The following is a 25,129-nucleotide window of genomic DNA, read 5'->3' as shown; positions in this document are numbered from 1 at the left end:
CGGTCACCGTAAGACCGGGCGGCAAACCGTCATACACGGCTCACACCCCCGGTGGATCGGAATACAGGCCCGCCAGTCCGGCGGTGCCGATCCGCCGGGTGAGCAGATCCTCGGTGTCGGTGCGGCCGAACGGCAATCGGCGCAGGGCCAAGCTGTGCCGGGACAGCCAGGACAGCGTGGTCTCGTCGCAGAAGCCGAGGGCTCCGTGCAGTTGGTGGGTCACCCGGAAGACCACGTCGGCGGCCTCCAGCGCGGCGACGCGTAGGGCCAATGCGTCGGCCACCGCGTCCGGGCGGCCGGCCTGCATACTCCAGAGCGCATACCGGGCAAGCACTTCGACGCCGCGGCGCTCCACCTCCGCGTCGGTGAGCTGGAACTGCACCGACTGGAACTCGGCCAGCGGCCGACCGAACTGCTGTCGCACGAGGACATGCTCGCGAGCCAACTCCATCGCCCGATCGAGCAGTCCGAGCAGGGTCCAGCACGGCAACACGTACGCGAGCGCCAGGTCGCCGGAGCCGGATTCATCCACCGGATCGACCGACAGCGGCGCCACGAACCCCGTCTCCCTGGGCGAGCCCGCGGCGGGCAGCACGGTGGCCGAACCGCGCCGCCCACCGGGGTCCACCGCAGCGACCCGCAGGTCGATACCGGCGAGTGCCGCGGCCGGATGCGCCCCGGCGACCGCGACGAGCAGATCGACGTCGAGGTCGTCCGGACGGGCGAGTCGTTCGGCCACCGGATAGGGGGTGGCCCAATACCCCGCGCTGCGGCACAGTGCCGCAGCGGCCTCCAGTTCCACCGGGTCGCGGCGGGGCGCCAGCTCCCAGGCACCGATCCGGGCCAACACCGGCTCGACCAGCGCCTGCCGCCGGGTCGGGTCGGCTTCGGCGGCCTGCACCAGGTCGTCGCCGCCTGCGGCCCGCAGCACCTGTATTGCCTGGAGACCGAATTCGGTTGCTTCCTCGGAGAGTTCGAGAACCATCGTCATGCGGCTTCACCCACCCGGCGCCGACCCCCGAGCAACGACCGGGCCAGCAGGATCTGCTGCATCTCCACGCTCCCCGAGGCCACCGTGGCGGCATTGGCATAGCGCCAGTGATCCTCGACCGCACGGCGGAAGTGCCGGCCGGCATCGGTGTCGTCCGGCACATGTGCGGCGAGTTCGGCCAGCACGGCGGCGCTCTCCTGGTCCAGCCGGGTCACGGCGATGCGATAGGCGGCAGTGTCGCCAGGCGACACCCGCCCCGCGTCCTGGCGGGCGAGCACCTGATAGGCGAGCAAACGAGCCCGCCGGGCCCGCACCAGCGCCCGGGTCCAGCGCCCACGCAACGCCGGAGCGATGGCGTCCCAATCCTTTCCGAGCGCATCCGGAGCTGCTTGCAGCAGCCGCTCACAGCGGGCGTAGCGGGCGATGCCGACCCGCTCGAACGCCAGCACCTCCTGGACCACCGACCACCCGTCGTCGACCTGCCCCAGCACATCCGCGTCGGTGGCCCGCACCCCGTCGAAGAACACCTCGTTGAGGTGGTGCGGCCCGAGCATCGACCGGATCGGCCGGACCTCGATCCCGGCCTCGGTCATCGGCACCAGGAAGACGGTCAGCCCCCGCTGTTTCGGGCCGCCGGTGGAGGTGCGGGCGAGCAAGAAGCACCACTGCGCCATGGTGGCGTACGAGGTCCAGATCTTCTGCCCGGAGATCCGCCAGCCGTCGGCGTCCCGCCGCGCCGCGGTGCGCAGCGAGGCCAGGTCGGAGCCGGCGTCGGGCTCGCTGAATCCCTGGCACCAGATCACCTCACCGCGCGCGATCGGCGGCAGATGCAGCCGCTGTTGCAGGTGCGTTCCGTGTCGCATGATCGTCGGTCCGACCCAGTTCACGCCCATGTACTGCGCGCCGCGCGGCTCGTGGTAACCCCACATCTCCTCGCGGACGACCGTCTGTTCCCACACCGAAGCGTCCCGCCCGCCGAACCGCTCGGGCCAGGCCGCGCAGAGCAAGCCCCGCTCGGCGAGCACGCCGCAGAACCGTTGGGCCGCTGCGAGGTCCGCCGGGTCGTCGGTGAAGGCACCCAGATAGCCGTCGGGGACCTCCGTGTCGATCAGGCGCCGGAGCTCACCGCGCAAACCAGCGGCGACCTCGCCCATCGAGAAGTCCATGATTGGCACGGTACGTTAATCCTCATAAGGATAGCAATCTTTGTATGGCGCAGCCGCTGCCGACTAAACTGCCGCTATGACGAACGCTCGGGCGGGCCGGGTGCCGCAGCGCCGGATCGCCGAGACCGTCGCTGCCGAGTTGCGCACCCGCATCCTGAACGGGGACGACGAGTACCGCCTCCCCACCCAGGATCAGCTGGTCCAGGACTTCGGGGTCAGTTATCCGTCGATCCGCGAGGCACTTCGCATCCTGGAGACCGAGGGGCTGGTGACGGTCCGCCGCGGCAATATCGGCGGCGCCGAGGTCCATCGCCCCGACGCCGCATCGGCCGCGTATCACCTCGGCCTCGCCCTCCAGGGCGCCCGGGTGACGCTCGGCGATCTGGCCGCCGGGCTACGCGCTCTCGAACCGCTGTGCGCCGGCGAATGCGCCGCCCGGACCGATCGGGCGACCACCGTCGTGCCAGCACTGATCGACAATGTCGACCGATCGGCCGCCCTACTCGGCGATGGCGTGGCGTTCACCCACACCGCGCGCGAGTTCCACGATCTGATCGTCTCGTACACCCCGAATCTCACTGTGCGGTATGTGGTTGCCACTCTGGTCACCTTGTGGTCCGCACAGGAGCAGGCCTGGGCGGAGACGCTCACCCGCGAAGGTCACTACCCGTCCCGCGACGAAGCGGAGGCCGTCGTGCGCACCCACCGGCGCATCGTGCAGGAGATCGAAGCCGGCCGCGGCGCGGAGGCGCAGCGGCTATACCGGACGCACCTGAGCGCCGCGCAGGCCGTGGTGCTGGATCAGACCGACGACGGGATCGTGAGTGCGGCGGCGGCCGGCGCACGGCTGGCTCTGCAATCGGTCACCCGCGCGCGCATCTGACCGATCGAGACGTCACCGAAAACCGCGTTCTCACTCTGAAATATTCGTATTTCATGCTCTGACCTGCATTGATAGGACAAGACGCGCGCGAGCCCGACACCAGGCTTATTGCCATCCTTATGAGGATTGGCGTAGCGTGATCCACGACACAGAGCCAGACGTACCGGGAGGTTTGCGCTGTGACTCGAGGGCGCTATCGCAGCACCACACCCATCGCCGCCGCCGAGGGGGTGACCGTCGAGCGGCTGACGCCGCCGAGCCGACTGTTCGGCGCCAACGGTCTGCGCACCGGACCGGACAACCGAATCTACGTGGCGCAGGTCGCCGGCAGCCAGATCAGCGCCCTGGACATCGGCACCGGCGAACTGGAGACGATCAGCGCCAAGGGCGGCGACATCATCGCGCCGGACGACATCGCGTTCGACCCGGCAGGCAACCTCATCGCCACCGAGTACATGGACGCTCGGGTGAGCGTGCGCAGCACCGACGGCACCAGCCGGGTGCTGCGCGACGACCTGCCGGGCGCGAACGGCATCACCGTGCACAACGGCCGGCTCTTCGTGAACGAGTGCCGGATCGGTGGCCGGCTGATGGAGCTGCCACTGGACGGCAGCGCGCCGAAAGTGTTGCAGGACAACCTCCCGATGCCCAACGCGATGGAGGTGGGCCCGGACGGTCTCCTCTACTACCCGGTCATGGGCACCAACGACATCTGGCGGATCGACCCGGACGGCGGCACACCGGAACGGGTCGTGGGCGACCTCGGGGTGCCCGACTCGGTCAAGTTCGATGCGGCCGGTTTCATCGTCTCCACCCAGGTCGGCACCGGCGAGGTGCTGCGGATCGATCCGCGCACCGGCAACCGCGAGGTGCTGGCCCAGCTCGCCCCCGGCCTGGACAACTGCACGTTCGTCGACGGCCGGCTGTTCGTCTCCAGCTTCGGCGGCGCGATCACCGAGATCCTCGGCGGCGGCGCGACCAAGGACATGCTCGACGGTGGCTTGATGTGGCCGCTGGACCTGACGGTCGGCCCGGACGGCACCCTGTACGTCGCCGACGGCACCTTCCTCTACGCCTGGGTCGGCGGCCGGCTCGACGTGGTCGCCTCGCTGTTCAGCCTGAACACCCCGGGCTATGTCCGCGGTGTGACCGCGGTCGGCGCGAACGAATTCCTCTGCGCGACCTCCGGCGGGCAGATCGCCTACTACCGGCACGGCCCAGAACCCGAAACCGATTTCGTGGCAGACGGTTTCGACCAGCTCTACGGGATCACCGCCGCAGCGGACGGCTCGATCGTCGCGGTCGAGATGGGCGCCGGTCGGGTGCTGTCGGTCCGCGGCGGGCAGACCGAGGCGCTCGCGACCGGGCTGCGTGCACCTACCGGAGTGGTGATCGGACCGGGGCAGCAGATCCTGGTCGCCGAGACCGGCGCGGGCCGGGTTGTGTCCGTCGGTTCGGGCGGAGTCGACACTGTGGTCGACGGCCTGGTCACCCCGCACGGACTGCTGATGCGCGGCGACCGACTGCTGATCGTCGACTCCGGCCGCAAAGAGCTGATCTCCGTCGATCTGGCGACCAAGGAGCGGCAGACCCTCGCCGCCGACCTGCCACTCGGGGTGCCCGACGGCGTCGTCGCCAAGCCGTTGCTCGGCACGCCGCCGTTCTCCGGGCCGATGGGTCCGTTCGCCGGAATCACCGCCGGCCCGGACGGGACGGTCTACGTGTCGGCGGACGCGGAGGGCAGTGTGCTGGCCGTACGGATCTCGGGGTAGTCCATGGCCAACGGCAGCGCCCACACCGGCATCGATCCCGGCCTCGCCGGACTCGGGCTCGGCGATCGCGGCGTGATCGTCGCCGGTGCGGGCGGTGGCGGGATCGGCACCGCTATCACCCGACTCCTCGCCCGCGCCGGCGCGACCGTGATCGCGGTGAGCCGCTCGCCGGAGAACCTTGCCACGCACGTGGAGCCGCTTGCTGCGGAAGGACTTCCGGTTGTCTCCTGCGCCGCCGATGCGAGTACCGACGACGGCGTGGCAAAAATCCTGGATGCGGCCCGAGCAAGCGGAGTTCCGTTGCACGGCTTGGTGAATGTCGCCGGCGGCGCGGCACCGGCGACCTGGATGCCGGCTACCCGGGTCACCCGTACGGACTGGCGGGATCTGTTCGCGCAGAACGTGGAGACGATGTTCTTCATGAGCCAGGCGGTCGCCACGGAACTGAAAGCCGCCGGACGGCCCGGCTCGATCGTCTCGCTCTCCTCGATCAGCGGGATGAACACCGCGCCGTTCCACATCGCCTACGGCACGGCGAAAGCCGCCCTGGTAGCGGCCACCCGCACCCTTGCCGTGGAACTTGCACAGACCGGGATCCGGGTGAATGCGGTTGCTCCCGGGGTCACCGCGACCCCGGCGTCGACGGCCTATGTCGGCGACGATCCGGAACGGGACCGGACGGCGATTGCGATGGGCCGCCGCGGCACCCCGGAGGAACAGGCCGGGCCGATCCTGTTCCTGCTGTCGGACCTGTCGAGCTACCTCACCGGCCAGACGTTGCTCGTCGACGGCGGCCTGAACCTGAAATGGACCCACCTGGGCGCCGACCACACGTCGCTGTTCCTGGAGAACGCCGAGTTCCGGGCCGCGATCACCCGCTGATATCGACCAGGAGTTGTCATGACCGACACCGCCGAGACCCCGACCGAGCTGCTGTCCACGCCGATGGAGATCGGCATCGACGCCTACACCAGCCCGGAGTACGCACGCGCCGAGGGCGACAAGCTGTGGGCCAAAGTGTGGCAACAGGTCTGCCGGGTCGAAGAGCTGCCGCGCGTCGGCAGCTTCCTCACCTACGACATCGTGAACGACTCGATCCTCGTGGTGCGCACCGCTCCCGACACCATCCGCGCGTACCACAACGTGTGTGCCCATCGCGGCCGCCGGCTGGTCGACACCCCCACCGGAGCGCACGACGCCCGAGGCAGCGCCCGGCAGTTCATCTGCGGCTTCCACGGCTGGCGCTACGACCTCGACGGCCGCAACACCTTCGTCGCCGAGCGCGACGACTGGACCTGCGGGCTCAGCGAACGCAACGACGGGCTGAACCCGGTCCAGGTGGACACCTGGGGCGGCTGGGTCTGGATCAACATGGACCCGGACGCCGAATCCCTGCGGGACTACCTGGAACCGGCGGCAAAGCTGCTGGAGAACTTCGAGCTGGAGAAGATGCGGTACCGCTGGCGGCGCTGGGTCGACTTCGACTGCAATTGGAAGGTCGCGTTCGAGGCCTTCATGGAGACCTACCACGTCCCCTACACCCATCCCGAGTTCGCCAACTTCGGCAGCTTCCTCGGCTGGGCCCGCGCACACGGCCGCCACTCCAACATCGGCTACGACGCGCCGAAGGGTATGGAGGAGAACCAGGCCAAGCTGCGGGTCGGCGGCGGCACCGACGCCCGCATCTCCACCGCGACGCTGCAGAACTTCACCTGGGAGAACGCCAACACCAACACCACCCGCACGCTGGTCGACGTGGCGAACCGACTGGTCGACGAGCTCCCCGAGGGCACCCCGAGCGACCAGGTGCTGCGGTACTGGCTCGACACCGCACGCGCCGAGGACGAGGCACGTGGCGTGTTCTGGCCGCAGGTCGAGCCGTCCGTGGTCGCCGAAAGCGGCACCGCCTGGCAGATCTTCCCGAACTTCCAGATCGGGCACGCGGTGAACAACATGCTCTGCTACCGGTTCCGGCCGTTCGGGGTGAATCCGGACAAGTGCATCTTCGAAGCCGCCGTCTTCGAGCTGTTCCCGGACGGACAGGAGCCGGCGACCGCGTGGGAGTACACACCGGTCGGCGACCCGGGCTGGCGCACGGTGCTCCCGCAGGACTTCGACAACATGGCCGCGGTCCAGCAGGGCATGAAGTCGCGAGGCTTCTCCGGCCCGAAGCCGAACCCGTATCGCGAACGCAGCGTGGTCAACCTGCATCACAACCTGGCGAAGTACATGGGCACCGGCGAACCCACCGATCTCCGCTGACCCGAGTCGAACTCCTCACCCCGAACGGATTCCGATGACCGACTGCACCCCCACCGCGACGCCCGACATCGACATCGACGCGCTGCGCACGCGATACCTCGCCGAGCGGGACAAGCGGCTGCGCAGCGAAGGCCAGGATCAGTACCGGACGACCGAGGACGGGTTCACCGAGGCCTACGAGGGTGATCCGTACACTGCGGTCGAGCCGCGCGAGCCGATCACCGACGAGATCGAGGTGGCCATCCTGGGTGGCGGCTGGGCCGGCCTGATCGCCGGCGCCCGGCTGACCGAGGCCGGGGTGACCGACTTCCGGATCATCGAGCTGGGCGGGGATTTCGGCGGTGCCTGGTACTGGAACCGCTATCCCGGCATCCAGTGCGACACCGACAGTTACGCCTACCTGCCGCTGCTCGAGGAGACCGGGTACATGCCGGTCGAGAAGTACTCCCGCGGCGACGAGTGTTTCGCGCACGCGCAGCGGATCGGCAAGCACTACAACCTCTACGACCGGGCGATCTTCAGCACGCTGGTGCGCTCGCTGGAATGGGACGCGGAAAGTTCCCGCTGGAAGATCGGCACCAACCGGGGCGACGACATCCGCGCCCGGTTCGTCATCATGGCGCAGGGCCCGTTCAACAAGCCGAAGCTGCCGGGCATCCCGGGCATCGACGAGTTCACCGGCCACAGCTTCCACAGCGCGCGCTGGGACTACGCCTACACCGGCGGCAGCATGCAGGGTGACCTGGACGGATTGGCCGGCAAGAAGGTCGCGGTGATCGGCACCGGCGCCAGCGGCATCCAGGTGATTCCGCATATTGCCCGCTCGGCGGAGCACCTGTACGTATTCCAGCGCACCCCCTCCTACATCTACGACCGCGGCGACGTACCGACCGATCCGGAATGGGCCGCGTCGTTGCAGCCGGGTTGGACGACCGAGCGCAAGCGCAACTTCCACACCGCCGCGTTCGAGGCGTTCGCCCCCGGCCAGCCGGACCTGATCTGCGACGGCTGGACCGAGGTCAGCCGCAATCTGGAAGCGCACATCAGCGCCACGAACGGCTGGGCGACACTGACGCCGGAGAAGTTCATGGAGTTGCGCGAGATCGAGGACTACAAGGCGATGGAGCGGGCCCGGCAGCGGGTCGACGAGCTCGTCGACGACCCGGAAACCGCCGAGGCGCTCAAGGCCTACTACCGGTTCCTCTGCAAGCGGCCGTGTTTCAGCGACGCGTACCTGCCGACCTTCAACCGGGACAATGTCACGCTGGTCGACGTCTCGAAAACCAAAGGGGTCGAGCGGATCACCGCCAAGGGTGTGGTCGCCGACGGGGTCGAGCACGAGGTGGACTGCATCGTCTTCGCCAGCGGGTTCGAGATCACCACCGACCTCGACCGCCGGTTCGGCATCGCCCCGTTCACCGGCCGCGACGGCCTGTCACTCTACGAGCACTGGGCCGACGGCTACCGGACGCTGCACGGCCTGACCACCCGGGGATTCCCGAACATCTTCTTCACCGGGTTCATCCAGGGCGGCGTCACCGCCAGCACGACCGACATGTTCGACCAGCAGGCCACCCATCTCGCGTACCTCCTCGCCAAGGCCACCACGGACGGCGTCACCAGCCTGGAACCGACCGAGGAAGCGGTCCAGCAGTGGTGCACCACGATCTCCGAAACCGCAGTCGACAACAGCGCTTTCCAATTGGAATGCACCCCCGGCTACTACAACAACGAGGGCGAGCAGCCGATCCGCTCGCACCTCGGCGAGCCGTACTGGCCGGGCTTCCACGCGATGGGCGACGTACTCCAGGCCTGGCGCGACGCCGGGGATCTGGCCGGGCTCGACCTGGAGAAGTGATGCTGCGCTACGACGATCGCGTCGCGGTGGTCACCGGCGCGGGACGCGGCCTGGGCCGCGCCTACGCGCTACTGCTCGCCGAGCGCGGCGCCCGCGTCGTGGTCAACGACCCGGGCGCCGGCGTCCGCGGTGACACGGTGCCCGGCAGTCCCGCGGCGGATGTGGTGGCCGAGATCGAGGCGGCCGGCGGCCGCGCGGTCGTCTCGACCGACTCGGTCGCCACACCGGAAGGCGGGCAGACGATCGTCGACACCGCGCTGGCCCGGTTCGGCCGGCTCGACATCGTGGTGCACAACGCGGGCAACGTCCGCTACGGCTCGCTGCGCGACCTGTCCTACGACGACTTCGAGGCGGTGCTCGACGTCCACCTGCGCGGCGCGTTCCACGTGGTCCGGCCCGCTTTCGGGGTGCTGGCCGACGCCGGCTACGGCCGGGTGGTCCTCACCTCGTCGATCGGCGGCCTGTACGGCAACCGCAACGTGGCCAATTACGCTGCGGCCAAAGCCGGCATTCTCGGGCTGTCCAATGTGGTCGCGCTGGAGGGCGCGGACAGCGGCGTGCAGTGCAACGTCATCGTGCCCGCCGCCGTGACCCGGCTGGCCGACGGGCTGGACACCTCGGCCTATCCCCCGATGGGTCCCGAACTGGTCGCGCCTGCCGTCGGCTGGCTGGCGCACGAAAGCTGTTCGGTCACCGGCGAGATCTTCGTCGCGGTGGCCGGCCGGGTGGCGCGGGCCTACCTTGCCGAAACTCCGGGCGTGTACCGGCCCCAGTGGTCCGTCGAGCAGGTCGGCGCCGATATCGAGGCGATCCGCGACACCGCCGACTCCTGGATCCTGCCCACCGCGACCGGACACACCGATCACCTGAAGCGCAGCTTCGCCCGAGCTATGGAGGCCGCCGAATGAACACGAAAGTTCCTGTCTACGAACGTATTCTGGATCTGTTCGAGGCCGAGGGGATCAACACCATCTTCGGCATCCCCGATCCCAACTTCGTGCACATGTTCCATCTCGCCGAGGAGCGCGGCTGGAACGTCGTCGCGCCGCATCACGAAGAAGCCGCCGGCTTCATGGCCGAGGCGGTCTCCCGGATGACCGGTGGCCCGGCGGTATGTATCGGCACGCTCGGCCCGGGCGTGGCGAACCTGGCCGGTGCGATGATGTGCGCCAAGGTCGAGCACTCACCGGTGATCTTTCTCGGTGGGCAACGCGCCCGGATCACCGAACAGCGGGTGCGCCGCGGCCGGATCCAGTTCGTGCCCCAGGCGGATCTGTTCGCGCCGTCGGTGAAGTACTCCGCCAGCATCGAATACGCCGACCAGACAGACGAGATCATCCGCGAAGGGCTGCGCCGAGCGCTGACCGGCACCCCCGGACCGGTGTACATCGAGTACCCGTCGCACGTCATCCTGGCCGAACTCGATGTCCCGGAGCCGTTGCCGCCGAGCCGCTATCGCTTGGTCGGGCAGACCGCGGGCGCGGACCGGGTGGCCGAGGCAGTCGAGCTGATCCGGGCCGCCGAGCATCCCATCCTGCTGGTCGGCCACGGGGTGCACACCAGCCGGTCCGGGCCCGCGGTACGACAACTGGCCGAACTCATGGCCTGCCCGGTGATCCAGACCTCCGGCGGCACCTCCTATCTCGACGGCGTGGCGGATCGCACCTTCCCGTACGGCTTCTCCCCCTCGGCGATCGAGGCCGTCGTCGGATCGGATCTGTGCCTCGCGCTGGGCACCGAGTTGGGCGAACCGGTGCACTACGGCCGCGGCCGGCACTGGCACGCCGGGGAAGCCGGACGGAAATGGATTCTGGTGGAGCAGGATCCGACCGCAATCGGGGTGAACCGGCCGATCGACGTGCCGTTGGTCGGTGATCTGCGCGCGGTGGTCCCGCAACTGGTCGACGCGCTCGCCGACACGCCGCGGACCGCCGGCCCGGACCTGGCCCGCTTGGTCGAGGCCGACGCCGCCCGGATCGCCGAGTTGGCCGAGACCGCACCGGTGGGCCGGACGCCGGTCCACCCGGCCCGGCTGATCGTCGAGGCCACCAAAGCTTTTCCGGCCGACGGCATCATGGTCCGAGACGGCGGTGCGACGACGATCTTCGGCTGGACCTACTCGCAGGCCAAGCCGCACGACGTGATCTGGAACCAGAACTTCGGCCACCTCGGCACCGGCCTACCGTATGCGGTGGGTGCGTCGGTGGCGGACGGCGGCAAGCGGCCGGTGATGCTGGTGACCGGTGACTCGTCGTTCCAGTTCCAGATCGCCGAGCTGGAAACCGCGGCCCGACTGAACCTGCCGCTGGTGTGTGTCGTGGCGGTCGACTACGCCTGGGGGCTGGAAGTCGGCGTCTACAAGCGCACCTTCGGACCGGGCTCGCGGGAGACCGGGACGCACTGGAGCCGCGACACCCGACTGAACATCGTCGCCGAGGGCTTTGGCTGCTACGGCGAGTACGTCGAGCGCGACGCCGACATCGCGCCGGCGATCAAACGGGCCTACGCCAGCGGCAAACCGGGCGTGATCCACGTCGCGGTCGACCCGAAAGCCAACTCCGAGGAAATGCCGTCATACGACGAGTTCCGCACCTGGTACGCCGAAGGGACCCAGTGACCATGAACGACGCAGTAGTCATGAACGCAGTGACCATGAACGACATGCGCGCGATCTCGACCTTCTATATCGGCGGCAAATGGCTCGATCCGGCCGGATCCGACACTTTCACCGTCGTCAACCCGGCCACCGAGGAACCGGCCGGAACGGTCGCGCAGGGATCGGCCGCCGACGTGGATCGCGCAGTGGCGGCCGCGCGCTCGGCGTTTCCGGCCTGGGCGGCGACCCCGATCGCCGACCGGGCCGCGGTGCTGCGCGCGATCGGCGTCGAATACGACCGCCGGCGAGCCGATCTCGCGGCGGCACTCACCACCGAGATGGGCGCACCGGCCGGGCTGGCCAACGGGTTCCAGGTGGACCTGGGCGCGGGCCACCTCGCCACCGCGCTGGAGATCCTCGAGGGCTTCGCGTTCGAAGAGCAGCGCGGGGCGACGCTGGTGGTCAAGGAGCCGATCGGGGTCTGCGGGCTGATCACACCGTGGAACTGGCCGCTGAATCAGATTGCGGTGAAGGTCTTCCCGGCTCTGGCCACCGGCTGCACGGTGGTGCTGAAGCCGTCGGAGCAGGCGCCGTTCTCGGCGCAGATCTTCGCCGAGATACTGGACGCGGCCGGAGTTCCGGCCGGGGTGTTCAACCTCCTGCAGGGTGACGGTGTCAGCGTGGGCGTGCCACTGTCCGCACATCCCGACGTCGACCTGATCTCGTTCACCGGGTCGACCCGTGCCGGTGTCGAGATCGCGAAGAATGCCGCGCCGAGCGTGAAGCGGGTCACCCAGGAGCTCGGCGGTAAGAGCCCGAACATCGTGCTCGACGACGGCGAGCTGGCCGCGAACGTCGGCGGGGCGATCGGCACGCTGATGAACAACTCCGGCCAGACCTGCAGCGCACTGTCCCGGATGCTGGTTCCGCACGCCCGGATGGACGAGGCGATCGAGGCGGCTCGGGCCGCTGCCGAGCAATTGACGGTCGGCGACCCGACCGGCGAGGTCGCGCTCGGCCCGGTGGTCTCGAAACGGCAGTTCGACAAGATCCAGGACCTGATCCGGCAGGGCATCGACGGCGGTGCGACGCTGGTGACCGGAGGGGTCGGCCGGCCCGAGGGGCTACCCAAGGGCTACTACGTCAAGCCGACCGTGTTCGCGAACGTCACCAACGACATGACCATCGCGCGCGAGGAGATCTTCGGCCCGGTGCTGACCATCCTCGCCTATCACGACCTGGACCACGCAGTCGAACTCGCCAACGACACCGAGTACGGCCTGGCCGGCAACGTCGCCGGTGCCGATCTGGACGTGGCCCGTTCGGTGGCCCGGCGGATCCGGGCCGGCTGGGTGACCATCAACGACGCCTTCGACTTCCACTGCCCGTTCGGCGGCTACCGCAAGAGCGGCAACGGCCGGGAGTGGGGCGAGTTCGGCTTCCACGAGTACCTGGAGACGAAGGGCATTCTCGGGTACGCACCGGACGCGTAGGCCGCGTCGGCGACTCCGATCAGGTGGTATCGCAGATGCGGTGTTCGGCCAGGTCGGGGGCATGGTTGGCGACCACGCGGTAGTCGGCGTCGTCATGCAGCAGGATCAGCCCATGATGCGCTGCGGTCGCGGCAATCATCAGATCGATCGCGGACGCCGAACGGTGTTCGCCTGAGCCGGCCATCCGACGCTGTGTCGCGTCGATCCAACGACCGGCATTCCGCGGTACCGCCCGGTCGGGGTAAAGGTCGACGAACATCTCGGCGATCTGGTCGTACTCGAGCGCGTTGCGCGCGCTGTAGAGGAATTCGGCACGCTGCGGGTAGCACGAAGCGATTGCCCCGCCATCGATCGCGTCGTACCAGACGCGCTGCAGCGAACTATCCGACAGCAGGCGTACCAGCGCCGAGGTATCGAGCAGGTAGATCACAAAGCGTTCTTCTCCGCATCGTGGCGACGTCGCGCGTCCTCGATCGCACCCCAATCCCGTGCGCGTTCCAGGTGCTTGGTAATCAACGCCGCACGTTCCTGCCGCGTCGCGTAGTAGCGCAACGCCAGGTTGACCGCATCTTTCTTCGTCTTGGCGGCCGAGGTCGCCATGACCCGCTCGAGTGCGTCATCGTCGAGATCGATCTGGGTCACAGTCACGGCGACCTCCCAATGTTGGCAATGTACATCTGAACATATGCTACCAACATCACGTTCAGCAAATAGCCCGTTCGGACGACTGCGCGGCCCACCAGCCGAGCCCTGCGCGAAGCTGTGGCGCAGCTGCCCGCCGTCACGGTGACGGTCAGGAACAGCAGGACCGCCAACGGGAACGTGTCGTCGGCACGCGCCCAGGAAAGCACGACAGTCAGCAGAAGCGGCCCGACCAGCGCGGCGACCCACCCCGCCAGCTGTCGGCGTGGACTCAGTGGCGACAACGTGGAGGGTCGGCGCACCCCGACCGCAATCTCATCGTGAGCCCCGACCCGACACCGCCGGGCGCGATCTCACCAGACATCATGTTGAGCAACGCGACACCGCCGCCGGGTGCGGTCAGCGAGTCGTGCATCGCGTCGACCGCCCCAGTGGACGTACCGGTGGTGGCCGCGGCGAACAGCGCGCTGGCCGCTTCCCCGAAGCGCACCTCCTTGCCCTCCATCGCACCGTCCGCCGCGGCGGACGCGGCGCCCGGGCCGGCACGTTCCGCGACGGTCAGCAGCGTGACCGAGACGGCGAGCAGCAGCGACATGACCGCGGCGATGACGTATCCGTTTCGGCGAGCGCCGACGATCCTGCCGAAGGCCAGCGGAATCGCGAAGGGAATCAACAGCATCAGATAGATCTCGAACAGGTTCGACAGCGCCGTCGGGTTCTCGAACGGGTGCGCGGAATTGGCGTTGTAGAAACCGCCGCCGTTGGTCCCCAGCTCCTTGATGACCTCCTGGGAGACGACCGGACCGCCGGGCACGCTCTGGCCGCCACCGGCAAGAGTCGTGATCATGTGCGGGGTATCGAAATTCTGTACCACCCCCTCGGCGACGAGGAGCAGCGCACCGACGAACGCGATCGGGAGGAGGACACGAAGCGTGCCCCGGATCAGATCCGTCCAAAAATTGCCGATCCGGCCGCCGTTCTCCGAACGGGCCAGGGATCGGGCGAACGCCGCGGCCACGGACAGGCCGACCGCGGCGGACAGAAAGTTCTGCACGGCGAGCCCGGCCATCTGATATAGATGGCCGACTGCCGCCTCACCCGAGTACCACTGCCAGTTGGTGTTCGTAACGAAAGACACCGCGGTGTTCCACGCACCGTCGCTCGGCAGTGCCGCCATCCCGAGCGACAGCGGCAGGTGCGACTGAAGGCGGCCGAAGCCGCCGAACAGCACCACGATTCCGATCAGGGAGAATCCCAGCAACGACAGAACGTAGCTGCGCCAGTGCTGATCGGCGTCGGGATCCAGCCGGAGCACTCGGTAGGTGACTCGTTCGATTCGCAGATGCCGCGGCGAGGGTGTAGGTGTGCGCCAGAAAGCGCCCGAGCAGGGGCGCGGTGACCGCGAGCGCCACCACCAGCGCGCCGACCTGTAGCGCCGCCGCGAGTGCATCGCTCATCGGTTCAACCGCCGGTCGAGCAGTCCGGTCAGCAGGGCGAGCGCGGCAAAGAACCCGATCGTCATGAGGAGGTATGACAGGTCGGCCATGACGCTGCCTTTCGAAGCCGGAAAGGACAGTCCGGCCACCCGGTGCGCGGTAGGCGCACCGGTCAGTGGTACTCCGGCCGACCGGTGACTCCCGGGTTCCTGATGGATCCCTGACGCTGCACCGGCGGATCCTGACGCGATATTGGCGGTCGGAGCCGGCCCGGCCACGCCCCGCAAGAATGCGACTTGCCACAATCGGTAACGACATTTACGGTTGGTACGCGCGGGTCCGACTTGTCCCCCCGGACAAATCGGTCGGTGGGCCCGGCGATCCGGCCACGCCGGATCGGTCGCCCGGACTATTCTCGGTCGACCATCGCGCAGCGCACCGGCTGCGACCCGTCGACGAAGACACCGCGGAGGTCAGTGATGATGCCTGACTGGCTACCCGACTGGTGGATCTACCCCGCCATGCCGCTGATCGCCGCGTTCATCGGCTGGATCACCAAGGTAGCGGCCGTGGAAATGATGTTCCGGCCGTTGGAATTCAAAGGGATACCGCCCTATCTCGGTTGGCAGGGCGTCATTCCGCGCAGCGCGGAACGGATGGCCAACATCTCGGTCAACCTGTTGATGAATCGGCTGATCGACCCGAAGGAGATCATCTCCGAGATCGACGTCGACGAGATGATGGTGACGCTGCACGAGCCCATGTCGCGGCTGATCGATCAGATGACCCGCGACCTGATGCGGGAGTACCAGCCGACCTTCTGGGAAGCACTGCCGGAACAGGTCAAGCAGTACATGATCAACCATATCGAGGCCGAAGTCCCGAAGATGATGCGCGGGATGCTGGACGAGATGCAGGACCGGGTCGACGATGTCATCGATATCCGCGCCTTGGCGATCGACGCGCTGGTCCGCGACAAGGCCCTGACCAACCGGCTGGTGCGTACCGCCGGCAAGGACGCGTTCCACTTCATCATCATGTTCGGCATTCCGTCCGGATTCGCGCTGGGCGTCGTACAGGCGATCGCCTGGTACTACACCAAGAACCCGTGGATTCTGCCCGGCTTCGGCGCTCTCACCGGCTTGGTCACCGACTGGCTGGCGCTGCAGATGATCTTCCGACCGGTGCGCAAGCGCCGCTTCGGACTCGTCAGCTGGCAAGGCTTGTTCCACGCAAAACGGGATAAGGTGACCGCCGACTACGCCAGCCTGGTGGCCAACGAGCTGCTGAGCCCGGCCAATATGCTCGAAGCGATGCTCAACGGGCCGAAGTCGGATCGCTTCCTGCGGCTGATCGACCGGGAGATGCAGTCGATGATCGACGCGCAGTCCGGCCCGATGAAGCCGCTGGTGGTGCTGGCGATCGGCGGCGACCGATACGCCGCGATCAAAGATCGTGCGGTCGCCGCGACGGTGCAGCAGATGCGGGAGAACGAGGAACTCTCCGCTGTCGCCAGCGAGATCATCGACCTGCAGGCCCTGGTCACCGAAAAGATGGCCCAGATGACCGACGAGGAGTACGAGAGCCTGTTGCGGCCGGCGTTCAAGCAGGACGAATGGAAACTCGTGGTGGTCGGCGCCGTGCTCGGCTTCCTCGTCGGCGAGCTCCAGGTGCACCTGCTGCTCGAGTGAGCGGCGCGTTCGGCTCGGACCGCACCCACGGTGTCGGCTACCTCGGCGAGGTGAAATCGTAGATCGTCACCCCGTCGACGGTCACCGAGTTGAAGCTGTCGTGCACCCAGTTCACCAGGTCGATGTGCGTGCCCCCGCCGGGGCCACCGTTCATCCCGCCGTCGATGTAGTAGTGGATCTTTCCTTCGGCCACATACTGCCGGAACTGGTCGAGCGTCGGCGACGGGTCACCGGAGGAGAACCCACCGATCGGCATCACGGAGTGGCCGAGCGCGAGCTGGTACGGCGCGGCGGCCATCGAGCCCATCGTGGCCGCGGCCCACGGGTAGGTGCCCGCATCGACCCGGAGCAGGTCCAGCACCTGCGCCGAGGCCTGCGCACCTCCCGGCGGCCCGCCCCCTGCGGACGGCCGAGCCGGCGAACGCTCGCCGGAACTCTGCGGCCCGGCCATCGGGATCGGACCGGTCCGAGCGTGTGCGACGGTGTTCAGGGTGAACGCGGCGGGTCCGGCCAAACCGACGGTGAGCGCCACGACCGCCGCGGCCACCGACATCCGCGCACCGGTCGGGAGCAACAGCCCCAAACCGGCGACCACTGCTCCGACGACGATCACGTACCGCAGCCAGGGGAAGTGGTCCGGCGTTCGGCCGAGCAGGACGAACGCGGTGATCACGGTCGCAGCCAGGGCCGCCACCAGGGCGAACCGGGGCCACCACCGCTCACGGTGCTGCCAGCATGCAGCCGCACCGATACCCACGCAGGCAGCGACCGCCGGTGCCAGCGCCACGGTGTAGTACGGATGGAAGATGCCGGACATCATGCTGAACACGGCGGCGGTGACAACCCCCCATACCAACCACAGCACCAGCTGGGCGCGACGTAGGTCGGTGCGCGGGGCTCGGCCACGCAGAACCAGTGCAGCACCGGCGAGAATCACCGCGCCGATGATCAGCCAGGCGATCTGACCGCCCTGGCCGGCATCGAACAGTCGACCCCAGCCGGTCGCGCCGCCGAAACCCGTTCCCATCCCGCCACCGGAAGGCCGAGGCATCTCCGGCATGTTCGCCATATCGGGCATCGCCGCACTGCCGGCCGGAGCGCCGCCACCCGGTCCCCCTTCGCTCCCGGTGAGTCGGCCCAAACCGTTGTAGCCGAAGGTCAGTTCGATGATCGAGTTGTTGTCGGAACCGCCGATGTAGGGCCGGCCGGCCTTCGGCCACAGCTGCACCAGGGCCACCCACCAACCGGCGCTCACGATCAGCGCACCGAACGCGGCGAACAGGTGCCCGATCCGAACCCGGACGTCGCGCGGCCCGAATGCCAGATAGGTGGCCGCCAGCGCCGGGACCACCAGCATCACCTGCAATTGCTTGGTCAGGAAGCCGAATCCGACGAATACCCCGGTCCAGACCATCCATCGGAGCCGACCGGTTTCCAACGCCCGATCGGTCGCCCACACCGCAGCGATCATCAACAGCACGAGCAGCGCGTCCGGGTTGTCGAAGCGGAACATCAACGCCGCCACCGGGGTCAGCGCCAGAGCCGATCCGGCGAGCAGCCCCGCGCCGAGCCCGTGGCGCCGCTTGACGATCAGATAGAGCAGCCCGACCGAGGCCACGCCCATCAGCGCCTGCGGTACCAGCAGCGACCACGAGTTCATCCCGAAGATCCGGGCGGCGAGACCCGGAATCCACAGCGACGCAGGTGGCTTGTCGACCGTGATCGAGTTGCCGGCGTCGGAGGAACCGAAGAACCAGGCCTCCCACGACTGGGATCCCGCCTGCACCGCGGCCGCGTAGAACGAGTTCGCCCAACCGTTGGCGCTCAACCCCCAGAGGTAGAGCACGGCCGTCGCCGCGCAGAGCAACGCCGGCGCCCAGCGGTCGGGCCGGGCCCAGCGCCGCGGCGGCGGGGGTGCCGCGGCGTGGCGGGCCGGAGGTCGCGTGGCGACGAGTGCGGTCATGGACCTCACCCTCACCGATCGCCTCTGCCGCACGCTGAGCTCGAGCTGTGAGTCCGCTGGGAGCGGTCCGAACTTACGAGATACCCCGGATAGGGTTGCGATCAGACCAGGCCGAGATCCCGGGCGATGATCGTTTTCATCACCTCGCTGGTGCCGGCATAGATCCGTGCCACCCGGGCGTCGGTGTAGAGCCGGGCGATCGGGTACTCGGTCATGTAACCGTAACCACCGAACAGCTGCAGGCAGCGGTCGACCACCCGGGCCTGAACTTCGGTGCAGAACAGCTTGACCCTGGCTGCGTCGGCGCTCGCGAGCAGCCCGTCCACCAGATCGACGACGGCGCGGTCGACCATCGCCTGCGCCGCCTCGACCTCGGCCGACATGGCCGCCAGCTCGAACTTGGTGTTCTGGAACGACGCCACCGGTGTGCCGAACGCCTTGCGCGCCTTGGTGTACTCCACCGTCGCCGCGATCGCCGACCGGGCTTGGGCGACCGAACCGACCGCGACGGTGATCCGTTCCTGGGCCAGGTTGTGGCCGAGGTAGCCGAACGCGGCGCCTTCCTCGCCCAACCGGTTCGTCACCGGCACCCGGACATCGGTGAACGACAGCTCCATGGTGTCCTGCACCTTGCAGCCCATCTTCTCCAGCATCCGGCCGCGCTCGAAGCCGGGCATGCCGTCCTCGACGACCAGCAGGGTCAACCCGGCGCGCCGGTTGTCCGGGTCGGTCGCGGTGCGGCAGACGACGACCACCAAGTCCGCGAGCAGACCGCCGGTGATGAAGGTCTTCGCCCCGTTGAGTACGTAGGTGTCGCCGTCTCGGACCGCGCCGGTGCGCATACCCGCCAGGTCGGACCCGGTGCCGGGCTCGGTCATCGCGATCGCGGTGAGCAGCGAGCCGTCGACCAGGCCCGGGAACCACCGTGCCTGCTGTGCGGCATCGGCATACTCCAGGAAGTACGGCAGGATCACATCCAGCTGGGTGCGAACGGTACCGAGGGTGACCAACGCCCGATACGCCTCCTCCTGCAGGATCGCGTTGTAGCGGTAGTCGCGCAGGCCGGCGCCACCGTACTGCTCGGGCAGCGCGAAGCCGAGCATGCCGAGCTTGCCCATCTCGGCAAAGATCTCTCGCGGCATCCGGCCGGCCCGCTCCCACTGCGGGTAGTTCGGCACGATCTGCTTGGCCACGAACTCGCGAACCAGGTCGCGGAACGCCTCGTGGTCGGCGGTGTAAAGGTCGCGACGCATGGCGCTGCCTAACCGAGCAACTCGACGACAGTGGCGTTCGCGGTGCCGCCGCCCTCGCACATCGTCTGCAATCCGTAGCGAATGTCGTTGTCCCGCATGTGGTACAGCATCCGGGTCAGCAGCACCGCGCCGGATGCGCCGAGCGGATGTCCCAGCGCGATCGCGCCGCCGAGCGGGTTCAGCAACGCCGGGTCGGCGCCCGTCTCGGCCTGCCACGCCAACGGCACCGGGGCGAACGCCTCGTTCACCTCGAACACGCCGATCTGGTCGAGCGCCAAACCCGCCTTCTTCAGTACCTTCTCGGTGGCCGGGATCGGCCCGGTGAGCATCAGCACCGGATCCGATCCCGCTACCGCCCCGGCCCGGTAGCGGGCCAGCGGGGTCAGGCCGAGCTCGCGGGCCTTCGCCGCAGTGGTGAGCAACACTGCGGCCGCACCATCGGAGATCTGGGAGGAGTTGCCCGCGTGGATCACTCCGTCGTCACGGAACGCCGGCTTCAGCCCGGCCAGTTTGGCCACGGTGCTGCCGCGCCGGACTCCTTCGTCGGCGGTCACCACACGGTCGCCGGTGTCGACCGACACGATCTGCTCGGTGAACGCCCCCGCGTCCTGCGCCGCGGCCGCACGTTCGTGCGAGAGCACCGAGTACTCGTCCACCCGCGTTCGGTCGAATCCCCACTTCTGCGCGACGAGTTCGGCCGACAGGCCCTGGTTGAACGAGAAGCCGGCATAGCGGCCCGACGCCTTCGGTCCGTACGGTTGACCGGTCGCCCGGGCCGCGCCGAGCGGTACTCGACTCATCACCTCGACGCCACCCGCCACAACCACCTCCTGCTGGCCGGACAGCACCGCCTGCGCGGCGAAATCGATTGCCTGTTGGCTGGATCCGCAGGCGCGATTGATCGTGGTGCCGGGCACGCTCTCCGGCCAGCCGGCCGCCAGTACGCTGTAGCGGCCGATGTTGCTGGACTGGTCGCCGACCTGGGACACACACCCCCAGATCACGTCGTCGACGATCGCCGGGTCGAGGTTCGTCCGTTCCGCGAGCGCAGCGAGTACCAGCGCGGACAGGTCGGCGGGGTGCACCCCGGCGAGCCCCCCGTTGCGTTTGCCGACCGGGGTGCGGACGGCGGCGGCGATGACGACTTCGGGCATGGACTAGCTCCCGTTCTCGGTGGTGGGTCGGATCGGTGGACGATGTACCGTCCATCGGCCGGTGAACTGCGGCCGGCGCCGTTCGGCAAAAGCGGCGAAGGCTTCCGGCGCGTCGGCGGTGGCGAAATTGAGTCCCTGCGCCCGGGCTTCGGCGTCGAGCGCAGCCCGCATCGTGGTGTCCGCGCCCGCATGCAGCAGCGCCTTGGTCTGGGCGAGGGCGACCGGTGGGCCGGCAGCCAACCGACCGGCGAGATCGTCGGTGAACGCATCGATCTCGTCCGCCGGGGTTACCCAGGTGACCAATCCCAGCCGGTGGGCCTGCACGGCGTCGATGGTCTCGGCCAGCATGGTGAGTCGTTTGGCCTGCTGCATACCGACCAACCTCGGCAGCAACCACGACCCGCCCAGATCCATCGTCAACCCGCGTTTGGTGAACACCTGCGCGAAGGTCGACTCCGGTGTGGATACCACCAGGTCACAGCCCAACGCCAGGTTCCAGCCGGCCCCGAACGCCGGTCCGGCCACCTTCGCAACGGTCGGCAACGGCAGCTCGTGCAACAGGTTCGCGACGTCGGTGAGCGCGCGCATCCGGTAGATCGGGTGTGCATTGTCGGGCACCGAGATGTCGGCGCCGGAGCAGAACGCACCGTCGGCACCGGTGAGCACCAACGCGCGCACCGAACGGTCGGCGGCTACCGCTCGAAACGCGTCGGCCAGCGCCACCCACAGTTCGGCGTCGATCGCGTTGCGTCGGTGCGGCCGGTTCAAGGTCAGGGTGCGGACGCCGGACCGGTCGTCGGACAACAGCACCGGACCGCCGCTCACGGGGACGGCTCCGCCACACAGCCGAACTCGGCCAGCACCGCGGCGGTGTGTTCACCCAGCGCCGGTACCGCGCCCATCGGCGGGTCGAATCCGTCGATCACCGCGGGCGGCAACAGCGACGGGATCGGCCCGGCCGGGGTGTCGATCTGCTGCCACCGCCCACGCTGCACCAGCTGCGGGTGATTCAGCAGATCGCGGGTCCGGTTGTAGCAGGAGTTGCCGATCCCGGCAGCGTCGGCGATGCGCTGGATCGCAGCCAGATCGCGGGCGCCGCACCACACGGTCAAGGCTTCGTCGAGTTCGGCCCGGTGCCGGGTGCGACCGGCATTGGTGGCGAACCGTTGGTCGGCAGCGAGATCGGGACGCTCCAAGATCGCGGTCGCCAGCCGCTGCCACTCGTTGTCGTTGGTGGTGCCCAGCACGACCGTGCGCCCGTCCGCGGTCGGGTATGCGCCGTAGGGGGCGACCGCCGGTGAGCTCATACCCAGCGGCTGCTGCTCGACGCCGGAATGCCGGGTATAGGTGAGGTGATACCCCATCATATCCGCCATCGTGTCGAACAGACTGACTGCGATCCGCTTGCCGCCGAGCTCGGCCCGGCGGTAGAGCGCGGCGACGATGGACAGTGCCGCGTAGAGACCGGTCGTCACGTCGGCCATCGGCGGGCCGGGTTTGGCCGGCGCGTCGGCGGTTCCGGTCACCGAACACACCCCGGACTCGGCCTGCACCAGCAGGTCGTAGGCCCGCTTGTGCGACAGCGGTCCGCCGGCACCGAACCCGTCGATCTCCACCGCGATCAGGTCCGGATAGCGCAGGGCGAGGTCGTCGGGCGCCACCCCCAACCGGGCCGTCGCACCGGGCGCCAGATTGGCCACCAGAACGTCGGCCCGGGCCAGTAACCGATGGAGAACTTCTACTCCGGCATCGGTTTTCAGGTCCAGCGCGACCGACTCCTTGCCCCGGTTCACCCAGACGAAGTGGGCCCCCTGACCGAGCACGACGTCGTCGTAGTGCCGTGCGAAGTCACCCCCGTTCGGGTGCTCGACTTTGATCACCCGGGCGCCCAAGTCGGCCAGCGCGCGGGTACACATCGGCGCCGACACCGCCTGCTCCAGCGCGACGACGGTCACCCCGGCCAGCGGCGCCCCGGCCGCCACCGCCATCAGATCACCGTTCCGCCGTCGACCGGTAGCACCTGCCCGGTGACGAACGACGCAGCGTCGGACGCAAGGAATACGAATGCGCCGGCGACCTCGTCCGGCTCGGCCCAGCGGCGCAGCAGGATCCGGTCCAGCATCTGCGGGGCGAACCGGTCGTCGGTGCGGATCGTCTCGGTCATCGGAGTCGCCGCCAGCGGTGCCAGCGCGTTCACCAGGATCTGCTTGCGCGCCAACTCCTTGGCCAGCGACTTGGTGATCCCGATGATCGCCGCCTTGGCCGCCGAATAGTTCACCTGACCGAGGGTTCCCACCAAGCCCGCGGCCGAGGTCACGTTGATGATCCGGCCGCGGCCGTCGGTCGCCAGGTAGGGCAACGCCGCCTGCGCGCAATGAACCGTGCCGAGCGCGTGAACCTCGTAGATCCGGCGCATCGACTCGGCGGTGGTGTCGGCGAACATGGCCGGGGCGGTGATGCCGGCGTTGTTCACCAGGATGTGCAACGTGCCGTCGGCGAGTCCGGCCGCCCGCTCGGCCGCCTGGTCGGCGGCGGCGCGATCGCTGACGTCGAAGGCAAAACTCGCCGCGACCCCGCCGTTGCCGACGATCTTCTCCGCGACGGCTGCGGCGGCCGGTCCGTCTCGATCGGTGACCAGAACTGCCGCGCCCGCATCGGCCAGCGCCTGCGCAACAGCCGCGCCGATACCGCCGGCGGCGCCGGTGACCAGCGCCGACCGGCCGGTCAAGTCGAACAAGTTCTGCCGGTTCATCGATAACATCCCATCGTCGGTAGAGCTGGCGGTCAGTAACTTCGGGGCAGGCCGAGAGCGTGGGTGCCCAAATAGTTGAGGATCATCTCCTGGCTCACCGGGGCGATCCGCATCACCCGGGCCTCCCGGAAGTAGCGGGAAACGTGGTATTCCTCCGAATAGCCCATCCCACCATGGGTTTGCAGCGCGCGATCGGCCGCGGCGAAGCCCGCCTCGGCGCACAGATACTTGGCGGTGTTGGCCTCCCGCCCACAGGACTTTCCGTTGTCGTAACGCCAGGTGGCCTTGCGCAGCATCAGTTCCGCCGCGTCCAGGTGGGCCAGCGCGTCGGCCAGCGGGAACTGGACGCCCTGGTTCTTGCCGATCGGCCGGTCGAACACCACCCGCTCGTTGGCGTACCGCACCGCACGATCCAACGAGACCCGGCCCAATCCCAGCGCTTCCGCCGCGATCAGCATCCGTTCCGGGTTCAACCCGTCGAGCAGGTAGGTGAAGCCGCGCCCCTCCTCCCCCACCCGGTCCGCGACCGGCACCCGCAGGTCGTCGATGAACACTTCGTTGGAGCTCACCGCGTTTCGGCCCATCTTCGGGATCGGCCGGATATCGACGTGCGCACGATCGAGATCGGTGAGGAACAGGGTCATCCCGTCGGTCTTACGGGCGACCTGGTCGTACGGGGTGGTGCGGGTCAGCAGCAGGATCTTCTCCGACTCCAACGCCTTCGAGATCCACACCTTGCGGCCGTTGATCACGTAGTGGTCACCGTCCCGACGAGCCGACGTCGTGATGCGCGGGGTGTCCAAGCCGGCGCCCGGCTCGGTCACCCCGAAGCACACGTGCAGGTCACCGCCGGCCACCCGCGGTAGCGTGCGCTGCTTGAGCTCCGCCGAACCGTGCACCACGACCGGGTGCATCCCGAAGATCGACATGTGGATCGAGCTGGCGGCGTTCATACCGCCACCGGATCGCGCGACCTCCTCGGCGAGCAACGTCGCCTCGGTGATGCCCAGACCGTGTCCGCCGTACTCCTCGGGGATGGTGATGCCCAGCCAACCACCGCTCGCGATCGCGGAATAGAACTCGGTCGGGAATTCGTGCGCCCGATCCTTCTCCATCCAGTAGTGGTCGTCGAACTTGCGGCACAGCTCGGCGACCGAGGAGCGGATCAGCTCCTGGTCCTCGGACAGCTCGAAGCTCATCCCTTCCCGGGCCGGCTG

Annotated in this window: 21 protein-coding genes; 9 read left to right on the top strand and 12 right to left on the bottom strand. The window is 68.5% G+C overall.

Translation table 11 applies throughout. The features are described from left to right. Nucleotides 1-40 precede the first annotated feature (40 nt). Nucleotides 41-985, bottom strand: a complete 945-nt coding sequence (locus KV203_RS08250; RefSeq protein ID WP_066468247.1) for an acyl-CoA dehydrogenase family protein — start codon at nucleotides 983-985, stop codon at nucleotides 41-43. Nucleotides 986-987: 2 nt separating this feature from the next. Next, nucleotides 988-2,157: an acyl-CoA dehydrogenase family protein gene (locus KV203_RS08245; RefSeq protein ID WP_066467842.1), complete on the bottom strand. Its 1,170-nt coding sequence runs from the start codon at nucleotides 2,155-2,157 to the stop codon at nucleotides 988-990. Nucleotides 2,158-2,233: 76 nt separating this feature from the next. Here KV203_RS08245 and KV203_RS08240 point away from each other — a divergent pair, with 76 nt between their 5' ends. From KV203_RS08240 to KV203_RS08205, 8 genes are all read left to right on the top strand, one after another. After that, nucleotides 2,234-3,040: a FadR/GntR family transcriptional regulator gene (locus tag KV203_RS08240; RefSeq protein WP_066467841.1), complete on the top strand. Its 807-nt coding sequence runs from the start codon at nucleotides 2,234-2,236 to the stop codon at nucleotides 3,038-3,040. Nucleotides 3,041-3,219: 179 nt separating this feature from the next. After that, the gene (locus KV203_RS08235; RefSeq protein ID WP_066467840.1) at nucleotides 3,220-4,812 is read left to right on the top strand and encodes an SMP-30/gluconolactonase/LRE family protein; all 1,593 of its coding nucleotides are present in this window, start codon (nucleotides 3,220-3,222) and stop codon (nucleotides 4,810-4,812) included. Between the two features lie 3 nt (nucleotides 4,813-4,815). After that, nucleotides 4,816-5,694 carry an SDR family NAD(P)-dependent oxidoreductase gene (locus KV203_RS08230; RefSeq protein WP_066467838.1) on the top strand — a complete coding sequence of 293 codons (879 nt, stop codon included), beginning with the start codon at nucleotides 4,816-4,818 and terminating at the stop codon, nucleotides 5,692-5,694. Nucleotides 5,695-5,712: 18 nt separating this feature from the next. Next, nucleotides 5,713-7,074, top strand: coding sequence for an aromatic ring-hydroxylating oxygenase subunit alpha (locus tag KV203_RS08225; RefSeq protein WP_066467836.1), 1,362 nt, complete (start codon nucleotides 5,713-5,715; stop codon nucleotides 7,072-7,074). A 34-nt stretch (nucleotides 7,075-7,108) separates the two neighbouring features. Then, nucleotides 7,109-8,932 (top strand): flavin-containing monooxygenase, encoded by a 1,824-nt coding sequence (locus KV203_RS08220; protein ID WP_066467834.1) that lies wholly within the window; start codon nucleotides 7,109-7,111, stop codon nucleotides 8,930-8,932. Next, nucleotides 8,932-9,840, top strand: a complete 909-nt coding sequence (locus KV203_RS08215) for an SDR family NAD(P)-dependent oxidoreductase (protein ID WP_066467833.1) — start codon at nucleotides 8,932-8,934, stop codon at nucleotides 9,838-9,840. The genes KV203_RS08220 and KV203_RS08215 overlap by 1 nt, the downstream gene beginning before the upstream one ends. Next, entirely contained in the window at nucleotides 9,837-11,549 is a 1,713-nt protein-coding gene (locus tag KV203_RS08210) for a thiamine pyrophosphate-binding protein (RefSeq protein WP_066467828.1), read from the top strand. Before KV203_RS08215 ends, KV203_RS08210 begins: the two co-directional genes overlap by 4 nt. 44 nt (nucleotides 11,550-11,593) lie before the next feature. Continuing rightward, nucleotides 11,594-13,021, top strand: a complete 1,428-nt coding sequence (locus KV203_RS08205) for an aldehyde dehydrogenase family protein (protein WP_066468246.1) — start codon at nucleotides 11,594-11,596, stop codon at nucleotides 13,019-13,021. Nucleotides 13,022-13,040: 19 nt separating this feature from the next. Here KV203_RS08205 and KV203_RS08200 read toward each other — a convergent pair whose 3' ends face one another. From KV203_RS08200 to KV203_RS08190, 3 genes are all read right to left on the bottom strand, one after another. Beyond that, on the bottom strand, nucleotides 13,041-13,451 hold the full coding sequence (locus tag KV203_RS08200) for a PIN domain-containing protein (RefSeq protein ID WP_066467826.1): 411 nt from the start codon (nucleotides 13,449-13,451) through the stop codon (nucleotides 13,041-13,043). Then, entirely contained in the window at nucleotides 13,448-13,669 is a 222-nt protein-coding gene (locus KV203_RS08195) for a type II toxin-antitoxin system VapB family antitoxin (RefSeq protein ID WP_066467824.1), read from the bottom strand. The genes KV203_RS08200 and KV203_RS08195 overlap by 4 nt, the downstream gene beginning before the upstream one ends. Before the next feature lie 265 nt (nucleotides 13,670-13,934). Continuing rightward, nucleotides 13,935-14,978 carry a potassium-transporting ATPase subunit KdpA gene (locus KV203_RS08190; protein WP_066467819.1) on the bottom strand — a complete coding sequence of 348 codons (1,044 nt, stop codon included), beginning with the start codon at nucleotides 14,976-14,978 and terminating at the stop codon, nucleotides 13,935-13,937. Between the two features lie 600 nt (nucleotides 14,979-15,578). Here KV203_RS08190 and KV203_RS08185 point away from each other — a divergent pair. Beyond that, nucleotides 15,579-16,790 carry a DUF445 domain-containing protein gene (locus tag KV203_RS08185; protein WP_217995945.1) on the top strand — a complete coding sequence of 404 codons (1,212 nt, stop codon included), beginning with the start codon at nucleotides 15,579-15,581 and terminating at the stop codon, nucleotides 16,788-16,790. Nucleotides 16,791-16,827: 37 nt separating this feature from the next. Here the strand turns inward: KV203_RS08185 and KV203_RS08180 are convergent, their stop codons facing one another. The 7 genes from KV203_RS08180 to KV203_RS08150 form a co-directional block, all read right to left on the bottom strand. After that, a complete protein-coding gene (locus tag KV203_RS08180) occupies nucleotides 16,828-18,753 on the bottom strand; it encodes an ArnT family glycosyltransferase (RefSeq protein ID WP_066467813.1) in 1,926 nt (641 codons plus the stop codon). 101 nt (nucleotides 18,754-18,854) lie between these two features. Next, nucleotides 18,855-20,006: an acyl-CoA dehydrogenase family protein gene (locus tag KV203_RS08175; RefSeq protein WP_066467811.1), complete on the bottom strand. Its 1,152-nt coding sequence runs from the start codon at nucleotides 20,004-20,006 to the stop codon at nucleotides 18,855-18,857. Between the two features lie 8 nt (nucleotides 20,007-20,014). Then, nucleotides 20,015-21,160 carry a thiolase family protein gene (locus tag KV203_RS08170; RefSeq protein ID WP_218821022.1) on the bottom strand — a complete coding sequence of 382 codons (1,146 nt, stop codon included), beginning with the start codon at nucleotides 21,158-21,160 and terminating at the stop codon, nucleotides 20,015-20,017. Nucleotides 21,161-21,163: 3 nt separating this feature from the next. Next, nucleotides 21,164-21,985, bottom strand: coding sequence for an enoyl-CoA hydratase/isomerase family protein (locus KV203_RS08165; protein WP_218821021.1), 822 nt, complete (start codon nucleotides 21,983-21,985; stop codon nucleotides 21,164-21,166). Continuing rightward, nucleotides 21,982-23,148, bottom strand: coding sequence for a CaiB/BaiF CoA transferase family protein (locus KV203_RS08160; RefSeq protein WP_066471506.1), 1,167 nt, complete (start codon nucleotides 23,146-23,148; stop codon nucleotides 21,982-21,984). Before KV203_RS08160 ends, KV203_RS08165 begins: the two co-directional genes overlap by 4 nt. After that, nucleotides 23,148-23,912, bottom strand: coding sequence for an SDR family NAD(P)-dependent oxidoreductase (locus KV203_RS08155; RefSeq protein ID WP_066471508.1), 765 nt, complete (start codon nucleotides 23,910-23,912; stop codon nucleotides 23,148-23,150). Before KV203_RS08155 ends, KV203_RS08160 begins: the two co-directional genes overlap by 1 nt. 32 nt (nucleotides 23,913-23,944) lie before the next feature. Continuing rightward, a complete protein-coding gene (locus tag KV203_RS08150) occupies nucleotides 23,945-25,111 on the bottom strand; it encodes an acyl-CoA dehydrogenase family protein (RefSeq protein ID WP_066471815.1) in 1,167 nt (388 codons plus the stop codon). Between the last annotated feature and the right edge of the window lie 18 nt (nucleotides 25,112-25,129).

The organism is Skermania piniformis, assembly GCF_019285775.1.
GTDB classification, from domain to species: Bacteria; Actinomycetota; Actinomycetes; order Mycobacteriales; family Mycobacteriaceae; genus Skermania; species Skermania pinensis.
Note: the sequence above shows the minus strand (reverse complement) of the source record. Positions and strands in the feature narration are given on the sequence as shown.